The organism is Rhizobium sp. LARHSG275 (genome assembly GCF_052871115.1).
In genome coordinates this window covers 103480-121127 of record NZ_JBIXJN010000002.1, presented here as the reverse complement: position 1 = coordinate 121127, position 17648 = coordinate 103480, and the positions used below count along the sequence as shown (strand labels likewise).

The following is a 17648-nucleotide window of genomic DNA, read 5'->3' as shown; positions in this document are numbered from 1 at the left end:
AATGCCGGAAATGAACAATGCCAAGAAGTTGCGTGGGTGGAGTCTGCGCGACGCAGCCGAGGCGGGTCAGTTGCTGGAGGTCACATGCCAATTCTGCAGAACGACTTATCGCTTTTTTCCGAGCGACCTGCTGAAGCTGACGACTAACGTCAGCCTTGATCGGCTGGCAAGTCGCTTCCGCTGCGAGCGTTGCGACCGAGGAGACTACATGAGCCTAAAAGTGCTTCAAATCTGGGGCTCGGAATTCGGCAAGCTTCCAGTGCGCCGCCTGGTCAGGTTTACCACGGTCAAAAAGCCAATATGGGAAGACGGAGTTTTGTGAATGGCGTCCCGTCGAGACAATCCCCTTGCCCGCTGGCGCCTGGACCGCGAGCTTCCTCATCATGTCATCATCTGGTGGGGCAACTATCAGAGCGGCGAATCTGCTTACACCCCTCGCGAAAGGGGTGACGTTCTCACGTCTGCGATTGCACTCGATCAAGCTTCGAAGTCCTATTTTGCTTCGATCGAATGGGATCAATATCTTGTCTTTTGCTTCAGCAGCCGCGAAGCTGCGCAGCAATTCAGGGATCGGTGGAACGGTCAATTTGTCGACACGGACGAAGTCAGCCGAAAAGGTACGTGGACGCCAAGGGAGGGCGATGTGTGCAATCTCTATCGCATGGACGCGAAGGATTGGGTCAACAAGTGGGCACAAGACGTTGAGAGTTTGATCAACTTAATGCCAGCCTACCAGATGAACCCTGACCAGGCGGGGCCAATTCTCCGCAACACTGCTGACGGCCGCAAGCAGCTTGCTCATGCGAGATGGGGGCTGCCGTCGCCGTTTTTCGTGATCAAGCAGGCGGCTGACGCCCGTGCGGAGAAATTGCGGCAGAAGGGCAAGCCCGTCGACATGGACATGCTCATCCGGATGGAGCCGGACAAGGGCGTTACCAACATCCGGAACTTCAATGTTCCCCACTGGAAGAAATGGTTCGGTGTGCAGAGCCGTTGCATCGTGCCGGTGACCAGCTTTGCCGAACCCGACCCCGCCAGCAAGGAAGAGGGTGGCAATACGCCGAACGCCTGGTTCGCCCGCGACGAAAGCAAACCACTGATGTTCTTTGCCGGCGTGCACGTTCCGCAGTGGCAAAGCGTCCGGAAAGTCAAAGATGGCCTGACCACAGACGACCTCTACGCCTTCTTGACGACCGATCCGAACGACGTCGTCAAGCCGATCCACGGGAAGGCAATGCCGGTCTTGCTGCTGACGCAAGAGGAAGTCGACGTGTGGATGCGCGCGCCTTGGGACGAGGCAAAGGCTCTCGCCCGCCCGCTGCCGAACGACGCAATTATGGTGATATCGCGCGAGGCCTATGGCTCGAGCATCATCGACACGGCCGGTGAGCCGGCGCAAACAACGCTGCTTTAACGTCGACTCTTTCATCTCGCATCTGAAACGAGAAGGCCGCCTCTGAGGGCGGCCGTATTTTGCGGGATCTATGAGCGCTTCGTTCAGCCGGCAGCCTTGATGCTCGTGTTGCAGAGGCTCCAATAGCCGCCACCCTTCTGGATCCACTTCAGATCGCCGAGCGTGCCGGAATCCTTGGCAGCATGATAGGAGTCGACGCAAGTGTGCAAGCGGGCCTTGCCAGGCGTCTCGCTCGAATATTTCTTGTCGATCGCCTTCGGGAACTTGACGCTTTTCGGGGCCGCGGTCGTCGGCTTTGCCGGTTCCTTCTCGCTCGTGGCTGTGACGTCCGCTTCGTCAGCCTTATCGGCTGCAGCAGCATCGGCGCCACAGAATTTTGCGCGGAAATCATTCCACTTCACGTCTTTGGCGGAGCCGTCGGCCTTAGCGGCTTGGTACTTGGTGCTGCACTCTTTCATCGTCAACGCATGCGCTGGCGACGACATGAGGAAAGCGGCAACCACCGAACCCGCGGCGGAGAGAAGCAGTTTGTGCGTGGTGCTATATGACTTGGTCGATGCAACGAAACTCATGACACTCTCCCTGGTTTTTAATTTGCAGGGCGAACGGTGCCACCCACCGAATGAACCAAGGATGAACAAGTGCCACTCCCGCTTCTGGTGACCCTGCGAAGTGCGTCAGAGTGCGGTAAAACGATTGGCGTGATTCCAAGCCCTAAGCGCCTCAACGCGGAGGGCCGCTCCGTCGCGCCACCCGGGTGTATTGTCCGAAGTAGGTTGCGGAGAATTCCTTTATTTGTGATCATCAGTAGTTCGATTCACGGACCGCGCCGTCGGCTTCATGAATGTCTACTAATTTGCGGGGGATCATTGTGGGGCAAATTGGTTTGGGCGCCGATGCGGGAGGGTTGACCTTCTACGTGGACGGTAGCCAAGTAGGGCGGTTCTTGTATCCGCCGCCACCTCAACGTTGCATTCTCTCGCCTGTCTCGGAGATCAGCGACCGATTTGAAGAGCCAAGAGCGCTAATTGCGGAGGCTCTGCACAACTTGGACCGGTTTGAAGAGGCACTGGCGGCCTTCGAAGAGACAGCACCATTTGAGTTGATTAGTGAATTCGAGGCTGCGAGTAATTGCACTAGGTTTCGATTCGTCACGAAGAAGCGCTTTCCAAAACCGCTTGAGGTAATCGCGAAGTCCGTCGTTCATAACCTTCGAGTAGCTCTTGATCTCACGATCGCGACGCTTGTTCGCGACTCCGGTGCAACGGTCTCAAAGGAGACGAAGTTCCCGATCTTACAATCACGGCAGAGCTTTGAGAAAAAGTTTTCCAAGAATCTTTTGAATGTGCCAGATCAGGTCGTGCAGTACATCTGCCGACTTAAACCGTACGATGGTGGGAACCAAGCGCTCTGGGCCCTCGCACAACTCGACAACCTAGGGAAGCATAACGCACTCCCCCCTGTCGCCGTGGCGCAGGTTACCACAGGTGTGAGAGCGGGATCGCCTGTAGGTTTCTTGTCCCCCCAAGGCACACTTTCCTTTCATGGAGGGCCACCGGGATCAGTTCCCTTTGGTTATGAGCATGGATTTCTAGTGCCGGAAGGAACAAAACCCGTCCGCATGGAGGGGGCTGATGTTGAAATACTGAGTCTCGACGCCGCGCTGAACGCGTTTGTTACCGACATAAGTGTCAATGCCCTTATTACGATCGGACCGTCTGCACTCACTCGCAACCTTCCAATTATAGATATCTTTGAGTACTTTGCCAATGTTGTACAGCGGATCATAAACACCATCGAACGCAAGTGCCTCTAACGAGGTTCCGGTGATGGGCGGTCGGCCATCTCGAAAACTAGAAACGAAAAAACGCCCTCCCCGGTTAAGGAGAGGGCGCTATGGTGGGCGGCTAGACCAGACCCAGCTCCACCATGAACCTTGCGCGGGCTCTGTGGCCTACACCGTACATGTCCGAAGGCTGGTAGGCTCCGAAGAACTCGATGGCATGGGCCCTGGAGGCAAATGCGGTGGAGTTCTTGTGGAAGGTCAGGTTGCCGTTCGGGGATATTTCACCAGCGGGCACAGTCAGGTTCGTTGTGTTGGCCCCGGAGCCATCCCTGATGAAGGACCCAACGTTGCCTGTACGCCTGACACCAATTTCCCCTAGGGCGGTGGTGGAGGCTGCCGTTATAGCTGTGGAGTTGCAGGCTCGGGCGTTTCGCGTATCGGTAGCACTTCTAGCCTGGGCTCGGAGAGATGCGAGGGAGCCACACCCCATATCGTAGCCAGCAGACTGGCCTTCGGTCAGGAGCCATGCCCCCATGGTGAGATCCAGGGCATCCAGTTGGCCCCCGCTGGTGGTGGGATTGTAGCCGGTGTCCGTGTATCCTGAGATGCCATCAGGCTTGGGTCCATTGACGCCATCCAGGGCGATTGTCCCAAAGGCGGTCTGGTGGAAGGTGTTGGACTTGAGGTTCTTGAGGGCGTCCGCCAGGGTTGGCGCGTAGGCCCCGATGTAGAGAGCATCCAGCAGGTCGAAGACGCTGCACCCCTTGAGGGTACGGACCAAGGCGTTGATGGCCTTGCGCAGCCCAGTCGGCGGGAGGGGCTGATAGTCTGCCTATCCAGGCGGTTACCTCGGCTTCATCACCCCAGTCCTTCTTGAGCACCCCGGAGTCCCCATAAGCAAAGCTGCGAAGGTTGCCTCCTAGCTTGTACTGGGTGTCAGAGGCGCGCTCGGCATACATCCAGCGAATGGACGGATGGGCATTGAAGACGTAGTTGGCCGGAACTCGTTTTTCGCTTTGTCTGCGAAACCTTCGACCCGTTGTTGTTGATGATTTTGATCTCAACGTTGTCGTTGCCGTACCGAGGTGAAATACTGGTATGCCGCGCCGCCTGCTGCAATAAGGCCGATCGTGACGAGAGAAACAGGGCTGACCAAAGACGAAAATGCGGCGCCGAGTGCGCCGATGACGCTTTGCCCCTTGCCAAGGGTTTGAAAGACCGAAGCTAGCTGCGTTCCCTGCTGCAGGGCGATAGTCAGCGGCATGCTGCCGCCTTGCAACTGAACAGCGATGTCCTGAAACTGGGCCGCGATATTCGCGGTCTGGAACGCGCCAACGCCGCCGGCAGCACGCTGCGCGGGGGTGGCCTCCAAAGCCGCGTTGCGTCCCTTGATGGCCGCCGTCGATGCTAGCGCGGCCTGCCGTTCCCTGCTGATGGCCGTGGCCATCTCATTCGCGGAAATTGCGCCGACCGCGTGCGCCTGCTTTATCTCGGCAACAGCGGTCTTGTAATTGTTGATCGTCGCAAACAGCGGCGAATAGCGAGCACGAAGCCTGTCCAGTTCCTTGCCCTGATCAGCGAGCGCGCCGGTCCATTCCTTGGACGCCGCCTTGCCGATACCAACCATGCCGTTGATGCGATTTTGCAACGTCGAAGAAACGGAGTTGTCGATCGACTTGCCGACGGCCGAGAATTGCTTTTGGACACTGCCTGCAAGCGTGCCGAGATCCTGCTCAATGCGCTTAATGCTGCGCCGAAGCGTGGCCTGATCGGTGCTGATCGAAATAATCAGGTCGTCAGTGTTGTCAGACATGCTGCGCGCATCCTAGAATTGAAAAAGCCCGCATAGTCGCGGGCCTTGGGGGATTGAATGCAAACCTGCAAAGAGTGTGGCCAAGAAAAACCTAACAACGAGATTCAACTCGGTATCTGCGACAAATGCTTCAATTACGGAGCTCAGTCGCATGGATCGCAGAGTTCGAGCTATGGACGCAGTAACCGCGAGTCGGATGTGATCCTGACCACGTCGATTGACGTTCCGAATCGACAGGTCGAGCGAGTGATCTCGATAATCGCCTCTGAGGCTGCTCTCGGAATGAATATCTTCCGAGATATTGCAAACAGCTTTCGTGACTTCGTTGGCGGCCGAGCCAATTCATCGCAGAAGTCGCTGCGAGAGGCGCGGTTAGCATGCCTGGACGGATTGAAAAGAGAAGCGGAAGCGATTGGAGCCGATGCTGTTATTGCAGTCGACTTAGACTACAATGAATTGTCAACCTCTGGTGGAGGCGGAAGCATCCTTTTCGTAGCGGCAAGCGGCACCGCAGTTAAGCTGACGCCACTCTAGCCATACTTAGCAACCAGAGCCGCCACTTCGTCTACACTCGGAGCCGCCGTCGGCTCTTCGCCGCCCTGTGCCTCGTTGTGGCCGTTGTCCCACCATAAGTGTAGACGTGCCGACCGCACGGTTTTTCGATTTCAGGCAGATCGTAGTCGCGGGACACGCTGACATGCACCAGCTTCGGCTGAAATGGGAGCTTGTCAGGATCGATGTCGTTTTCTACGAGCCATCCCCTCGCTTCGCTGACGCCGTCCGACGCTTCGAACTTGGCCTTCGATTCTGCGATCGGCTCGCGGTATTGCTCCTCGAAACTTTCCCAGTATAGGAAATGTGGATCTTCCCAAAGTGCGGAAACTGACAGAGTCGCGGGCATGGTCTCTCCTCTCGCCGGCGGCGCCGGTCGGCAAACTGATTGGTGGTGGTGGCTGGGGCTATGTCGGCAGTTCGATCCGGATTGTCCAGAAAACAGGCTATGCAGCGCGGGCGGCGATCTTGGCCTGTACCCAATCGGTGACTTCCGTGCGTACGAAGGCGACCCGCCGGTCGCCAAGCTCGACCGCGACGGGGAACCGACCTTCGGCGCGATATCTGTTCAACATCGTGCGCGACATGCTCGTGAGACGGCACGCATCATTTAAGCTGATCAACATTGGAAGGTTGTCATTCACAGGTTGCATAGACATCTCCTCTCGCCGGACAGAGTCCAAGGCTTGAAAGGGTGAAATTTTTAAAGGTGAAAGCCGGTCCGGCCGGGCTGGTGGTGCATGCGTGGCGCCGAAGCGCTGGGCGGCGAGACTGTGTGGTCTCGAAGGTTATGCTCTGAATGTGACGTAAACTTACAGAAAAGTCAAAATGGATATTTATCGTAGGTTGCAATAAACTTCTTGACGCGTTTGTAAATTAACACGCGTTTACAGGGGTGGAGTGTCACCGGGCAATCCTCAGTGACAGAAAAGATACTAGCTTTCTTCGTGATCTATTCTGAGGCGTCGGTGAACTCTTCATTGGGTCATAGATCAAACCATCGAAAGCATCGAAAAGCACCCAGTGCCAGTTTTCACCCACGCGGCTTACGGCAACTAGTGCGACACCCTCAATGCTATCCCAAGATGACACCCGTTTCGGCCGTCCTCGGCACTCAATCCCGAGCTTTTCGAGGCCACGTCTCATGTGCGACCACTGGGTTCTCTGATCTTGAGGTTTTGCCTCACCGAAGAGAGCGGAGGCCGCCTCATCCAAGGTTCGACTTGCGATCATGGCGAGACATGCAGCGCCACAACCAGTTGGGCTGCTTTGGGCAATGTGAGTGAAGCGCATCGGGGAGCCTTGTGTTGTTCAGGGGACCGTGTACGAACGGCAGCCCGATGGCCAGCTAAATCGTGCGCGGTCTTCGGGGCTTCATCCATTGATCCCATAAACATAAGCCGACCATTCCTGCATGAGGGCACGGCGCCTTTCGAGCGCATCAGACCGAGCGTAAGATCGCTCGACCGCATCACCAACCACGTGGGCCAGTGCGGCTTCTGCGATCTCTCGCGGAGCATGAGCAACCTCTGTCGCCCAATCGCGGAATGTAGACCGGAAACCGTGGACGGTGTAGGCGGCGCCACCTGCCGCGCTGAGCGCCTTGCCGAGGCTAGCGTCCGACAACGGCTTCTTGTCGCGAACGCCTGGAAAGACGAAATCGTTGACGGACTGTGCCTTCATCGACTTGACGATCTCGACGGCCTTATCAGACAGCGCCACTCGATGTTCCTTGCCGCCCTTCATGCGGACGGCAGGTATAAGCCAGGTCTTCTTCTCCAGGTCGAATTCTGGCCAGACTGCAAATCTGACCTCGCCCGAACGGCAGGCGGTTAAAATGCACAATTCGAGCGCTCTGGCGGACACGCCCTTGACCTCAGCGAGCTGCTTCATGAAAGCGGGCGTCTCAACGTGTGGCAACGCGGCATGATGCTCGGTGGTAACTAGTTCGTTTGGCTTGTGAAGCACATGTTCCAAGTTGCCCCTCCACGCAGCCGGATTGTCCCCTGCACGATGCCCCTCCACTTTGGCTGCATCCAGCACCCGCTCGATCGCCTCTCGCAGCTTTTCCGCAGTTTCCTGTTTCGACCCCCAGACCGGATTGAGCACATTGATGACGTCCTTCGTTTTGACGCTTGCCAGCATCTTCGCGCGGATCGGCTTGGCATGGTTCTCTAGAAGATTCCGCCACCTGGCTTCCGTCTTGGCGCCGCGCCACCTACCGGCCTTCACGGCGGCATCAACGAACGCGTCCGCATACTCCCCGAACGTGATTGCCTTCGGTGTGTCCGCCTCATCTTCCTTGCGGGCAGCGATAGGATCCACTCCACGACGGACCATCGAGCGCGCCTCCTCTGCTTTCTCGCGCGCATCTGCGAGCCCGACCGTATGAAGCGGGCCGATGCCCATTTCACGCCGCAAGCCAGCAAAGGTGTAATGGAAAAACCAGTATCGACCGCCCCCTTTGGTGACGAGCCACAGCCCGCCGCCATCACGGAGCTTTACCGCCTTGCTAGCCGCAATAGACTTCACGGTAAGCGCATTGCGAGTATGGCTCCCCATTTGTCTTCCCCACTTTTTCCCCGCTTTTGGATGATGCGCTATAAATAGGCCTCTTGGATAAAATAGACAAGGGATTGCAATGATAACAAAAGGTTAAAACATATGCTGTTTACATTATGGAGCATTAAAGTTGATAAAAATTATCCGGCCCGGGGAGCCATTTTCAAGTAAGCGCCTGTTGTCGTTGATAAATCCGAAAGCAGGCGCTTTCTTTCCTATTCCCTCCTGCTTTCCGACACGATGAAAACCGGCCGGCTGGTGAGACCAACTGCGCGCTGGTGATGGCTTCGGTGGTCACGGCTGACAACGCGCTTTTTACTGCGAGCAGGTAACCGCTGGCCAAAAAACTGCCGGCGGTGTACAGCAAATGCCATGGCGCTAGATCCCGAAAAAGCATTCTTAGATTACAGTACGGCGGACTGCAGCGTGCAGTTCTGGACCGCCAATGCACCGGCGGTGCAATTCACCTCTTTGGAAGCCGCCGTCAGGTTCGCAAAAGACCATGGCGGCAGGTGGCAAGAGATCGAGATAACAGTCCATCTGCCGCGCGAGGACATCGCCTTCGCCACCGGAAAAGTGCATCAACTTATTGACGCTTTGCCCGGTGACCTCCGGAAAAAGCGGTAGCGAAGTGAATTGGCAGTCAAACCAACCAACCGGCTCGCTGCTGGTGTTGGCAACGGGGTGACCGACGCGGTGTGATTTGCGGCGGTGTTTGTTAGACCTCAACCTCGATGACCATCATCAGGCCGCCGCCCCCTTCGGTTTCGGTATTATTGTTGGTCGTGTGGTGCCCGATGTGGCAGTGAATGAGCCATTTGCCGGGATTGAGCGCCTTCCAGATAACGTCGTAGCGCTGTCCTGGGCCGACATTGACGGTGTCCGCCTGAAAGCGCGCTGTTGGCGAGAGATTGATGCCGTCACGGGCAACGACGGTAAATGGTCCACCATGAATGTGCATGGGATGGATGAAGCCATTGTTCGACCCGACAAAGCGCACCTTCAGGGTTTCGCCGACCTTCATTTTGATGGTGTCTGTCTCGGGATAGGCACGGCCGTTGATGGTAAAGTAGTTGGGCTGCCCGCCATCCATCGGCATGGCTGGATAGGTGAGGCCCTCGCGCTTCAGCCACTCCTGCAAGAGAATGACATACTCGTGGTCTGCGATCGTGGTCGGATCGGCTTGCGCCGGATCGATCATCAACGCGCCATAGAGGCCCAGAGCCTGCTGCCGGTCAACGTGGTCGTGCGAGTGATAGAAATATGAACCCGACTGCCCCGCAGTAAATTCGTACACGTAGGTCTCGCCCGGATTGATCGGCGGCTGGGTAATTTCTGCCGGTCCGTCCATCTCGTTGGGAAGGACCAAACCGTGCCAATGCACTGACGTGCTTTCGGGCAGGCTGTTTTTCACCTTGATGCGGACGCGATCACCTTCACGGATCTGAAGCCGCGGACCGGGGAGCTGACCATTGAAAGTGTAGGCGTCGACCGTGATTCCTGGCAGAATCGTCCAGCGAACGACCTTGGTCTCCATGTCGAAGACCTTGACGCCGCCCTCGATGCGAGGTTCGAGCACACGGTCGCCGCGCGTGTCGAGGCCATAGGTAGCGGTGATATAGCGTGGATGGATCGCCGCCATATCCAGCATCGCCTCGGCCGGAGTGTCGCGATCCATGATCATGCCCGGCGGCATGATGGCGCCCTCGACATCGCGCGCGCTCAACGTCATATTGACCCAGTTGGCAGGGGCGACCATGCCGAACAGCAACAACATCAGTGAGATGCCACCAACGGCAGCGAGCTGTGGCACAGGCGTATCCGGGGCCATGTCGTGGCCGGAACCGTGGCCATCATGATGGAGCGCGCTCCCGCGACGCGGCGACCGCGGAGCTTCCATCACGGCGTGTCGATGGTTTTCCTTGTGCTCATGCGCTGGTGGCGAGGGCTCCGAACGGCTTTCGTGCGCACGCTCGGCATGGTCAGTGTCTCCGCGGTCGGTCATCAAACCGTGCTTGAGACCATGGGCGACCATCCAGACATTGGACGGATAGGCGAGCGCGAACCCGACCATGACGCCCAACGACATGACGCCCCAGAATAGCAGTTCGGTCGGTTCCATGGCGCGCATATCGCGGCCCATCATCAGGAAGCTCATGACAGGCGCCATGCCGGCCATCATGAAATTCATGGAGATGAACTCAGGCAGGAAGGACTTGCGAACGTTCTCTTGGTAGGTGCCGCCCATCATGTTCTTCATGAAGAGGGACTGGAAGATGAAGAGGCCGACCACGAACCCGGCGATGTACTCGACGATCAGGTCGAGCCACATTGGCAGACCCAGTAGCGCGACGATCACCGCGGCGATGATGATACCGGTAGCATCTCCCGCCACACAGTGGATCGTGGAGCCGATGCCCTGCTTCCATAGCGGTTTGACGAACTCTTCGTGCGTGCCCGGCCGCGGCTCCTTGTCGGCGAGCACATAGATCAGCAACCCGAAGGGACCGAGGTAGAGCGTGACGAGGATGAAGCCCCACTTCATCACCACCGGTTCGGGATTGTTGGTGTACTGGTCCCAAGCAACGTACAAGGTGGACGTAAGGGCAAGTGCAAACCAAACAAGCAGAAAGTAATCAATTGGCTGAATGAGCATCGTTCCGCCTCTGACAACATTGGCACCTGATTTGGAGCGGTCGCCGCCCCCGGCAAGGGCGACGCCGTCAAGGAGGCGATCAGCCGCCCCTACGTGTTCTAATTAAAGCACCAATATGCCCGCTTAATCCCGTTTTCACTGGAACTCTCGCAGCCGGCCGCTGTTTTGCATTAGGCAACGAAACGGAGGAAAATCATGACTTCCAAACATCCCAAGTCATCTCGCCCTACCGACGCAGATCTCGAGCGAGATCCGGGTATCGGACAATCGAAGGGGCTGCATCGTGACACGGGCGCCGACGATATTGCCGGGGAGAACACCGAAGAAGGCGATGTGGCCAACGACACCAACAGATTTGGCGGCATAAACCCTAAACAGCGCGGCCGCACAAACAAGTAAGCATGCTCGATAAAAGCGCTGACGGCGCGCTTGTATTGCAGCCGGCCGGCCGGCGAAACAGTCCGCCACGGTGCCGGTTGGCGCTCCAGGAACCTAGCGCTGAAGCGGCCAGCCACCGCCTGTTGTGCTGACAAAGAGACGCCCGCCTTTAGACGCCTGGCTCTAATAGCTGCATGAACGGCCGTCGCCTGGCCGAAATCCATCCGCACAGGCCGGGTTCATTGAATCGCCCGGCTGATATCCTGATGCCGAGCCATATGAATTCGGTGGTGTCGAGCAGGCCGAGGTCATGGCGGCAAGGCTGATTGCCGCGGCTGCTACAAATGTCTGAAGTCTGTTCATCGATGCTTCTCCAGTTTACGAAGCGATGAGAGCCTCTCCCCTTTTGGAATACTGGGAGAAATTTTCCCAGAACTCATCTCCTTCCAGATCATCTGGATGATATAGGCGCACTCCCCGATTGGCGTTAGCTCCGAACGCGCAAGATTCTCTTGCGACCTCCATAAACTCTGCACCGTCAACCAAGGGCTCTCGAGATTGTTTCCGTTCGAAAGCTGCGGAAACCTCAGCGTCGACCTCTCTTGACTCGTCAGTCCATCGGAACATAATAGGAACATCGGCGTAATGGCCGCCAATCTGAAAACTTGCGGTGGAAACTCTGAAGGAGATCGAGATCGTGCGTCCGCAGATAGCTGAAAAGCTGGCAGAAGAAGCGCTGAAAGTTGAAGTCGATGCAGTTGTCGCCTTTCATGATGGTGACGTCCGTGCCGCCATCACGACATTGCTGCTGGACTGCCATCACCTGCGACTTCAGCTTGCCTTCGCGGAAAGAGGGATGGGTTGCGACATGACACGTGGACGGACACAGACTGTTGAACGGGCATGAAACATCGCCGCAGTATTGAACTCGCATCTCCTGGTCGCCACGCCGTCGAAATCGAAAAAGAAACGCTGGCGACCTTGCCGCAGTGGTACGTCCTCCATGCCCGTTGCCGCATATGCCATCACGAAACATCCATCGACCGGTGGGAGATTGCTCGCCGTTGCGGCCGTGACATATCTCTCGCCGAGGTTGCCAATCGCCTCAAATGTCAAGGATGCGGCAACCGATCCGACAATCTGTTGTTACTTTATAAGCTGCCGCGTGATTGAAGAGATTGCGCGGCAGATCATGTCGGGTTTCGGCTGAACCCGCGCGAGAGAAGCCGGCCGGGAACAAACGCCGTGGATAAAAGTTGAGTGGCATCAACCACGTAACGTCAGTTCCTGACAGGAGGTCTCTCATGGGTCGCGGTATTCTTCTTTGGCTGCTTGGTGTTCCACTGCCGATCATCATCCTTCTTGCTCTGTTTATGCGATAGGAACAGATCATGTCGGTTTCAATGACAGGTTCCGGAGAGATTGCTACTCCGGTCGAATCGTCCAAATCCGCCATCACATGGGGGCCTATCTTCGCAGGCGCCGCGGCTGCCATCGGGGTGACGCTCATTCTTCTGTTGCTTGGATCCGGGGTTGGGTTGACGATGGTGTCGCCCTGGTCGGGGCAAAGCAGTTCGCTCGGCACGGTGGGGGTGACGGCCGCGATCTGGCTCGTTGTTGTGCAATGGCTCTCCTCCGGGCTCGGAGGCTACATCACCGGCCGGCTGCGCACGAAGTGGGCGGCCGTCCACACCGATGAGGTGTTCTTCCGCGATACGGCGCATGGCTTCATCAGCTGGGCGCTGGCGACGATCTTCGTCGCCGGATTTCTGGCGTCGTCGCTGACTTCGCTTGCCGGCGCAGGCGCACAAGCCGTAGGCTCCGCCGCACAAGCTGTGGGTTCGACCGCCACTGCAGCCGGCACGGCAGCCGCATCGTCGACAGCATCGCCGATGGATTTGCCCACTGCCTATTTTACCGACGCGTTGCTGCGTCCTGATCAGACTCGCGCAGCGGCACCGTCGAATGACGCCGCGGCAACGGCGGAAGTATCCCGCATCCTCCTGAACGGCGCCGCTGAAGGCCAAATTCCCGATGACGACAAGGCCTATCTCGCCACCATCGTCTCTGCGCGGACCGGTCTTTCCGAAGCCGATGCGCGTACCCGCGTCGACACCGTGCTGAAGCGGATCGACGACGCCAAGGTCGCCGCCCAGAAAGCCGCCGATAAGGCACGCAAGGCGGCCTCCACCACGGCATTGCTCGGCGCGTTGTCGCTTCTGATCGGGGCTTTCATCGCCTCTGCCGCCGCAGCGTTCGGCGGGTCGCAGCGCGATGAAGAGGAGGATCTCCTCGTCACACCTCGGATTTAAGAATCGACGGAAACCGGGCGCGGGGTCGAAGGGCAACGCGTCCCCTTTTAACCGGCGCCATCGCGGCTCTCCGCCGCCGGAGTACGGCGGACCGCACTCCTCCCCTCGGCCGAGGGAACCGGCGACTTGCTAAAGGAGGCAACGGCCCGCGATTTCGTGGCGGATGCCTTCGTGCACTGCAAGTTCATCGGCTATGTGGAATCAGCACAGGCGCTGATGCAGAAGGCCGGAATCGCCAATTCACCCGATGAGGCGTGATTGCGCTCGGAGCGACGAAGGACTTTACAGCTTTTATCAAGGCGCTTGGCAAACTGCGTGTCTGGGGCCGGGAGCCATCGGTCAAATTGAATTGACCGTTTTCCTCGTCACTCGGTGAGAGAGTGGTTTGCCGTAGGTTTGAGCCTACGTCATGGAACTTGCCCGGAGCCGGTTCGTCGCGGGAGCCGGCGCAACATGCCCACGCGCTTGGAAGTGCAGCCATCCCAGAATATTGTGCACTGCAGCAACCATTCGCTCACTGACGCGTTTATGTAAGCATCACCGCCGTCCCGGCTGCTGATTGGCGGAGAATTTTTCATGAGATCCATGTCAGACACGCTTGCACGCCTTGCTGCGCTGCGAGGAATGCTTCGCACCCGCCCCACGCAGGACAACACCGACCTCGTCTCCCTGGAAACGTTCGGTTCTAATCCCGGCGCTTTGGGAGGCTATACGTATCTGCCGTCACAGCGCGGGAAGAACATGGCCCTGGTCGTCGTCCTGCATGGCTGCACCCAGACTGCCGCCGGCTATGATATCGGGTCCGGCTGGTCGCGATTGGCCGAGGACTACGGCTTCGCACTGCTGTTTCCCGAGCAACGGCGGGCAAACAATCCAAACCTCTGCTTCAATTGGTTTAACCCGGAGGACATAAGCCGGGATCACGGCGAGGTCTTTTCCATTCGTCAGATGATTGCGAAGGTGGTTGCGGAACACAGCATCGACCGCAGGCGCGTGTTCGTGACCGGACTTTCGGCTGGCGGTGCGATGGCCGCCGCCATGCTCGCCACCTATCCCGAGGTCTTTGCCGGCGGCGCAATCATCGCAGGCCTGCCATATGCCAGTGCCGCAACCATTCCCGAGGCGTTCGACCGAATGCGCGGCCAGGGCGGTCCGACCAGCAAAGAGCTTCAACAGCGGTTGAGAAATGCTTCAGAGCACAACGGACCGTGGCCGACATTATCGATCTGGCAGGGAAGCGCAGACAGAACCGTCGTGCCGTCCAACGCAAATACGATGGTCGAGCAATGGACACATGTCCGCGGCGTCGACGCATTCCCGGGGCGTGTCGAAGAGATCGGACAGCATCAGCGAAAGGTCTGGACCGACGCTGACGGCGTCGAGGTGATCGAGCTCTATACGATTGCCGGGATGGGTCATGGCACGCCGCTTGATGTCGGCACCGGCTATGGGGCAAGCGGTCCCTTCATGCTTGACGTCGGAATTTCCTCGACCGTCGAAATTGCCAGGTCCTGGGGTCTCGTCCCCTCGTTTGAAAAACGGCGCAACGCGAAAGTCTCTGCTGCTCAACCGGAAAGCGCGGCAGATCCATACGGCACAGGTAGCGATCGTGGCGGCATCCAAAAAATCATTGAAGACGCCCTTCGGTCCGCCGGACTGCTGCGATAGTCGCAAGGCATATGACGGCCGTCAGAACCTGCGAGATCGCCGCTATCGGTTTTGAGACTTGGGCAATGGTCCGTTTTGATGGCTGAAGACGAGTTCGCTCTGGACGTCTTGCTGAAACTGCAGCACCCGCTGACCGACATCGCTCTCCGGCATACCTGCCGCCAAAAGCTGATCGGCAATCCTGCGGCATTCGGCCTTCCAGAATTCTATCGCATCTGCGCCATGCCGCCGGCCGAGTTCGCGAGCGCAACGCTCGACATTGGCAGTTCCGGTTCCAGCGGGGAAGGCAATAATCCTGCCTTCATTGTCGCCGGCAGGCCGGCGGGTCATTTCAGTAGCCATCGAACACAGGTTCCTTTGATCCTGTTCGTTGTCTACGGGACTATGGTTAATGCTTTCTATTTGCTGCAGTAAGAAGATCAATCAGGTGGAATTTTGGCGGGCCGCAACGTCACCAGACAATCGGATGGGTCTTGCCGGTGAGCACGTTCACGAACCCCTCCGGCGCCAGTTCCGACGGCGCGACCAGGACCCAGCGCCAGGGCGAGCAGGTCAACGTCGCAAACGACAGGCGTTCGGGAAATCCCGGCCACCATCGAGGCGAAAAGGTCGGCTCGTACATCCAGTCGATCCCGGCGCCAGCGGCATAAAGAGCCTGCATCTCCGCATCGAGCACTTCGGCCGAACGCGCCGTCATCAAGCCGCCGATCTCGTAGCGGACGCGGGCGAGAATCTTGCCGCCGGATACCAGCACCCAGCCGCCCTGCTGCTCGTTCAGGGCATTGACTGATATCGCCATCGCCTCGTCGGATGAGCCGACCGTCCAGATATTGTGCTTGTCGTGCCCCAGCGTGGAGGCGAGTGCCGTCTCCGGCGTGCGCGGTCCGGTGCCCAGCCAGAACATCCTGGAGACCTTCGCCTCCCCGGAAAACCGGTCGACAATTGCGAATTTGGTGACATTACGCGCGGCATCCCGCTGCACGGCGCCCTCTTCCACCGGCAATTCCATGGTGATGAAATCGTCGTGCCAGTGAAACGGCCGCAAAAGTGCAGCATTGACCGTGGCCCGGTTCGGCGGCGCCTCGATGCGGAAATCGTCGGATGTCACCGTCCGGTCTATTTTCACGGTCCGCGTCGCCCATTGCGGCCAATCGATTTCAGGGCGCACGCCAATGAATGTCGCACCCTCGGACACGGGACGCCCGTCCGCCCACACTCTTTCGATCGACAGGCTGGCGATGTCGCTGAGAAGAACGAAATCGGCGAAGCGGCCCGGCGCGATCGATCCGACCCAAGGCGTCAGCCGCATATGGCGTGCCGGATTGAGGGTGACGCACTGGATGGCGATCTCCGGCGCAAGGCCGTTTTCAATGGCGAGGCGGACATTGTGGTCGGTCGCACCGATTTTCAGCGTGTCCGAGGCGCTGCGGTCGTCGGTGACCAGCGCGATCTGCGACCAATCCGTCAGCCCCTTGTCGATCAGTCCGCGGATGACCTCCGGCAGGGAATGCGGCCGGAGCTCGATGAAAAGACCGTGGAGCAGCTTCTGCCAGATCTCATCGAGAAACCAGCCTTCATGATCCGAAGCGAGACCCGCTGCGGCAAAGGCGTTGATCGAGGCCATGTCGCGCAGTCCCGCACCGTGGCCTTCGACGACGCCGCGCTGCTCGAAGGTCGCGCCGATCATGCCCCATAGGCGATCGTAGGAAGGATTGCCGGGATCTGAAATGGACGGCCAGTCCATGACCTCGTCCAGCCCGGCGACCATCAGGCTCTCGGAAAGAAAGGCTTTCTGTTCGTCGTAGCCGAACCAGCCGCCGCCCCACTCGTAGGCGGTCGGCGGCACGGCTGAGCCAGGCAGGGGAAAGATTTTCATCGGCGATCCGCGCCGGCGCGCTTCCAGCCAGAATTCCAGATTGCGGGCGCCGTTGACGTTGGAAAATTCGTGGCTCGCCTCGCATGTCCAGGTCACGCCATGCGGCATCACCAAAGCCGCCTCCCATTCGGGGGTCAGATGGGAGCTTTCGATATGTTTGTGTGCCTCGCCGAAGCCCGGCACGGCCGCAAGATCCGGCTCGGAGAACTGCTCGCTCACCTCGCCTGCGTAACTGCCGGCGGGGCCGACATAGGCGATGCGGCGGCCCTTGATGACAATCTCCTGATCGTCGAGCCATTTCCTCGAATGGACATCAAGCAACTTGCCCACGCGCAACAGCTTGTCGGCGGGCCGGCGTCCGAGCGCCGTCAGCACCAGATCCTGGCGCGTCAAAACCTCGTCGGACGCGTTGATCAGCAGATCGTCGGGAAGGGCAGTACGCGAAGTGGCCATGAATGAAATGCCCGTGAGAAGCTGGAACCGCCGGACCGTAAAGGCCACAGGCCGACGTGTAAAGCGATGCTCCGGCCTTGGAAAATTCCTCGCATAAGAGCGCATTTGCTCAATTATTGAGCTTGCGACCCGATCGATCAAAAAATAGTATCCCCCAAATCCTGGGGGTATCATCCCG

20 protein-coding genes and 1 pseudogene are annotated in these 17648 nt (G+C 58.3%); 10 read left to right on the top strand and 11 right to left on the bottom strand.

Features of this window, described 5'->3' with window-relative positions:
• Position 1 precedes the first annotated feature (1 nt).
• Together ACIPSK_RS02470 and ACIPSK_RS02465 are read left to right on the top strand one after the other, a co-directional pair.
• Positions 2–322, top strand: coding sequence for a hypothetical protein (locus ACIPSK_RS02470; protein WP_162118746.1), 321 nt, complete (start codon positions 2–4; stop codon positions 320–322).
• Positions 323–643: 321 nt separating this feature from the next.
• The gene (locus ACIPSK_RS02465; protein WP_170261410.1) at positions 644–1414 is read left to right on the top strand and encodes an SOS response-associated peptidase; all 771 of its coding nucleotides are present in this window, start codon (positions 644–646) and stop codon (positions 1412–1414) included.
• An 83-nt stretch (positions 1415–1497) separates the two neighbouring features.
• On the opposite strand, the gene ACIPSK_RS02460 is transcribed toward ACIPSK_RS02465, so the two are convergent.
• A complete protein-coding gene (locus tag ACIPSK_RS02460; protein WP_409518593.1) occupies positions 1498–1899 on the bottom strand; it encodes a hypothetical protein in 402 nt (133 codons plus the stop codon).
• Positions 1900–2258: 359 nt separating this feature from the next.
• Between ACIPSK_RS02460 and ACIPSK_RS02455 the strand changes: the two genes are divergently transcribed.
• A complete protein-coding gene (locus ACIPSK_RS02455) occupies positions 2259–3230 on the top strand; it encodes a hypothetical protein (protein ID WP_162118462.1) in 972 nt (323 codons plus the stop codon).
• 91 nt (positions 3231–3321) lie between these two features.
• Here the strand turns inward: ACIPSK_RS02455 and ACIPSK_RS02450 are convergent, their stop codons facing one another.
• Positions 3322–3981 carry a hypothetical protein gene (locus ACIPSK_RS02450; protein ID WP_162118461.1) on the bottom strand — a complete coding sequence of 220 codons (660 nt, stop codon included), beginning with the start codon at positions 3979–3981 and terminating at the stop codon, positions 3322–3324.
• A gap of 279 nt (positions 3982–4260) precedes the next feature.
• The gene (locus tag ACIPSK_RS02445) at positions 4261–5013 is read right to left on the bottom strand and encodes a phage tail length tape measure family protein (RefSeq protein ID WP_246709861.1); all 753 of its coding nucleotides are present in this window, start codon (positions 5011–5013) and stop codon (positions 4261–4263) included.
• A gap of 57 nt (positions 5014–5070) precedes the next feature.
• Between ACIPSK_RS02445 and ACIPSK_RS02440 the strand changes: the two genes are divergently transcribed.
• The gene (locus ACIPSK_RS02440; protein ID WP_162118460.1) at positions 5071–5547 is read left to right on the top strand and encodes a YbjQ family protein; all 477 of its coding nucleotides are present in this window, start codon (positions 5071–5073) and stop codon (positions 5545–5547) included.
• A 31-nt stretch (positions 5548–5578) separates the two neighbouring features.
• On the opposite strand, the gene ACIPSK_RS02435 is transcribed toward ACIPSK_RS02440, so the two are convergent.
• The 4 genes from ACIPSK_RS02435 to ACIPSK_RS02420 form a co-directional block, all read right to left on the bottom strand.
• Complete coding sequence (locus ACIPSK_RS02435) at positions 5579–5914, bottom strand: hypothetical protein (protein WP_162118459.1); 336 nt, start codon at positions 5912–5914, stop codon at positions 5579–5581.
• Positions 5915–6011: 97 nt separating this feature from the next.
• Complete coding sequence (locus ACIPSK_RS02430; protein ID WP_261335144.1) at positions 6012–6191, bottom strand: helix-turn-helix transcriptional regulator; 180 nt, start codon at positions 6189–6191, stop codon at positions 6012–6014.
• A 277-nt stretch (positions 6192–6468) separates the two neighbouring features.
• Entirely contained in the window at positions 6469–6858 is a 390-nt protein-coding gene (locus tag ACIPSK_RS02425) for a cysteine peptidase family C39 domain-containing protein (RefSeq protein WP_162118458.1), read from the bottom strand.
• Positions 6859–6939: 81 nt separating this feature from the next.
• Positions 6940–8127 (bottom strand): tyrosine-type recombinase/integrase, encoded by a 1188-nt coding sequence (locus ACIPSK_RS02420; RefSeq protein WP_162118457.1) that lies wholly within the window; start codon positions 8125–8127, stop codon positions 6940–6942.
• A 372-nt stretch (positions 8128–8499) separates the two neighbouring features.
• Here ACIPSK_RS02420 and ACIPSK_RS02415 point away from each other — a divergent pair, with 372 nt between their 5' ends.
• Positions 8500–8754 carry a hypothetical protein gene (locus ACIPSK_RS02415; RefSeq protein WP_017964029.1) on the top strand — a complete coding sequence of 85 codons (255 nt, stop codon included), beginning with the start codon at positions 8500–8502 and terminating at the stop codon, positions 8752–8754.
• Between the two features lie 91 nt (positions 8755–8845).
• Here the strand turns inward: ACIPSK_RS02415 and ACIPSK_RS02410 are convergent, their stop codons facing one another.
• Positions 8846–10783, bottom strand: a complete 1938-nt coding sequence (locus tag ACIPSK_RS02410; protein WP_162118456.1) for a DUF4396 domain-containing protein — start codon at positions 10781–10783, stop codon at positions 8846–8848.
• Positions 10784–10978: 195 nt separating this feature from the next.
• Between ACIPSK_RS02410 and ACIPSK_RS02405 the strand changes: the two genes are divergently transcribed.
• The gene (locus tag ACIPSK_RS02405) at positions 10979–11182 is read left to right on the top strand and encodes a hypothetical protein (RefSeq protein ID WP_162118455.1); all 204 of its coding nucleotides are present in this window, start codon (positions 10979–10981) and stop codon (positions 11180–11182) included.
• Between the two features lie 162 nt (positions 11183–11344).
• Here the strand turns inward: ACIPSK_RS02405 and ACIPSK_RS02400 are convergent, their stop codons facing one another.
• A complete protein-coding gene (locus ACIPSK_RS02400; RefSeq protein WP_017964026.1) occupies positions 11345–11524 on the bottom strand; it encodes a hypothetical protein in 180 nt (59 codons plus the stop codon).
• A 307-nt stretch (positions 11525–11831) separates the two neighbouring features.
• Between ACIPSK_RS02400 and ACIPSK_RS02395 the strand changes: the two genes are divergently transcribed.
• From ACIPSK_RS02395 to ACIPSK_RS02380, 4 genes and pseudogenes are all read left to right on the top strand, one after another.
• Complete coding sequence (locus tag ACIPSK_RS02395; RefSeq protein WP_162118454.1) at positions 11832–12068, top strand: hypothetical protein; 237 nt, start codon at positions 11832–11834, stop codon at positions 12066–12068.
• A gap of 484 nt (positions 12069–12552) precedes the next feature.
• Positions 12553–13473: a hypothetical protein gene (locus ACIPSK_RS02390; RefSeq protein ID WP_162118453.1), complete on the top strand. Its 921-nt coding sequence runs from the start codon at positions 12553–12555 to the stop codon at positions 13471–13473.
• 93 nt (positions 13474–13566) lie between these two features.
• Positions 13567–13826, top strand: a pseudogene (locus ACIPSK_RS02385) (catalase HPII); the annotation flags it as partial.
• A gap of 223 nt (positions 13827–14049) precedes the next feature.
• Entirely contained in the window at positions 14050–15141 is a 1092-nt protein-coding gene (locus ACIPSK_RS02380) for an extracellular catalytic domain type 1 short-chain-length polyhydroxyalkanoate depolymerase (protein ID WP_162118452.1), read from the top strand.
• A 42-nt stretch (positions 15142–15183) separates the two neighbouring features.
• Here ACIPSK_RS02380 and ACIPSK_RS02375 read toward each other — a convergent pair whose 3' ends face one another.
• Both ACIPSK_RS02375 and ACIPSK_RS02370 read right to left on the bottom strand, forming a co-directional pair.
• Positions 15184–15483, bottom strand: a complete 300-nt coding sequence (locus ACIPSK_RS02375; RefSeq protein ID WP_017964020.1) for a DUF6074 family protein — start codon at positions 15481–15483, stop codon at positions 15184–15186.
• Positions 15484–15592: 109 nt separating this feature from the next.
• Positions 15593–17575 carry an adenine deaminase gene (locus ACIPSK_RS02370; protein ID WP_432653295.1) on the bottom strand — a complete coding sequence of 661 codons (1983 nt, stop codon included), beginning with the start codon at positions 17573–17575 and terminating at the stop codon, positions 15593–15595.
• Between the last annotated feature and the right edge of the window lie 73 nt (positions 17576–17648).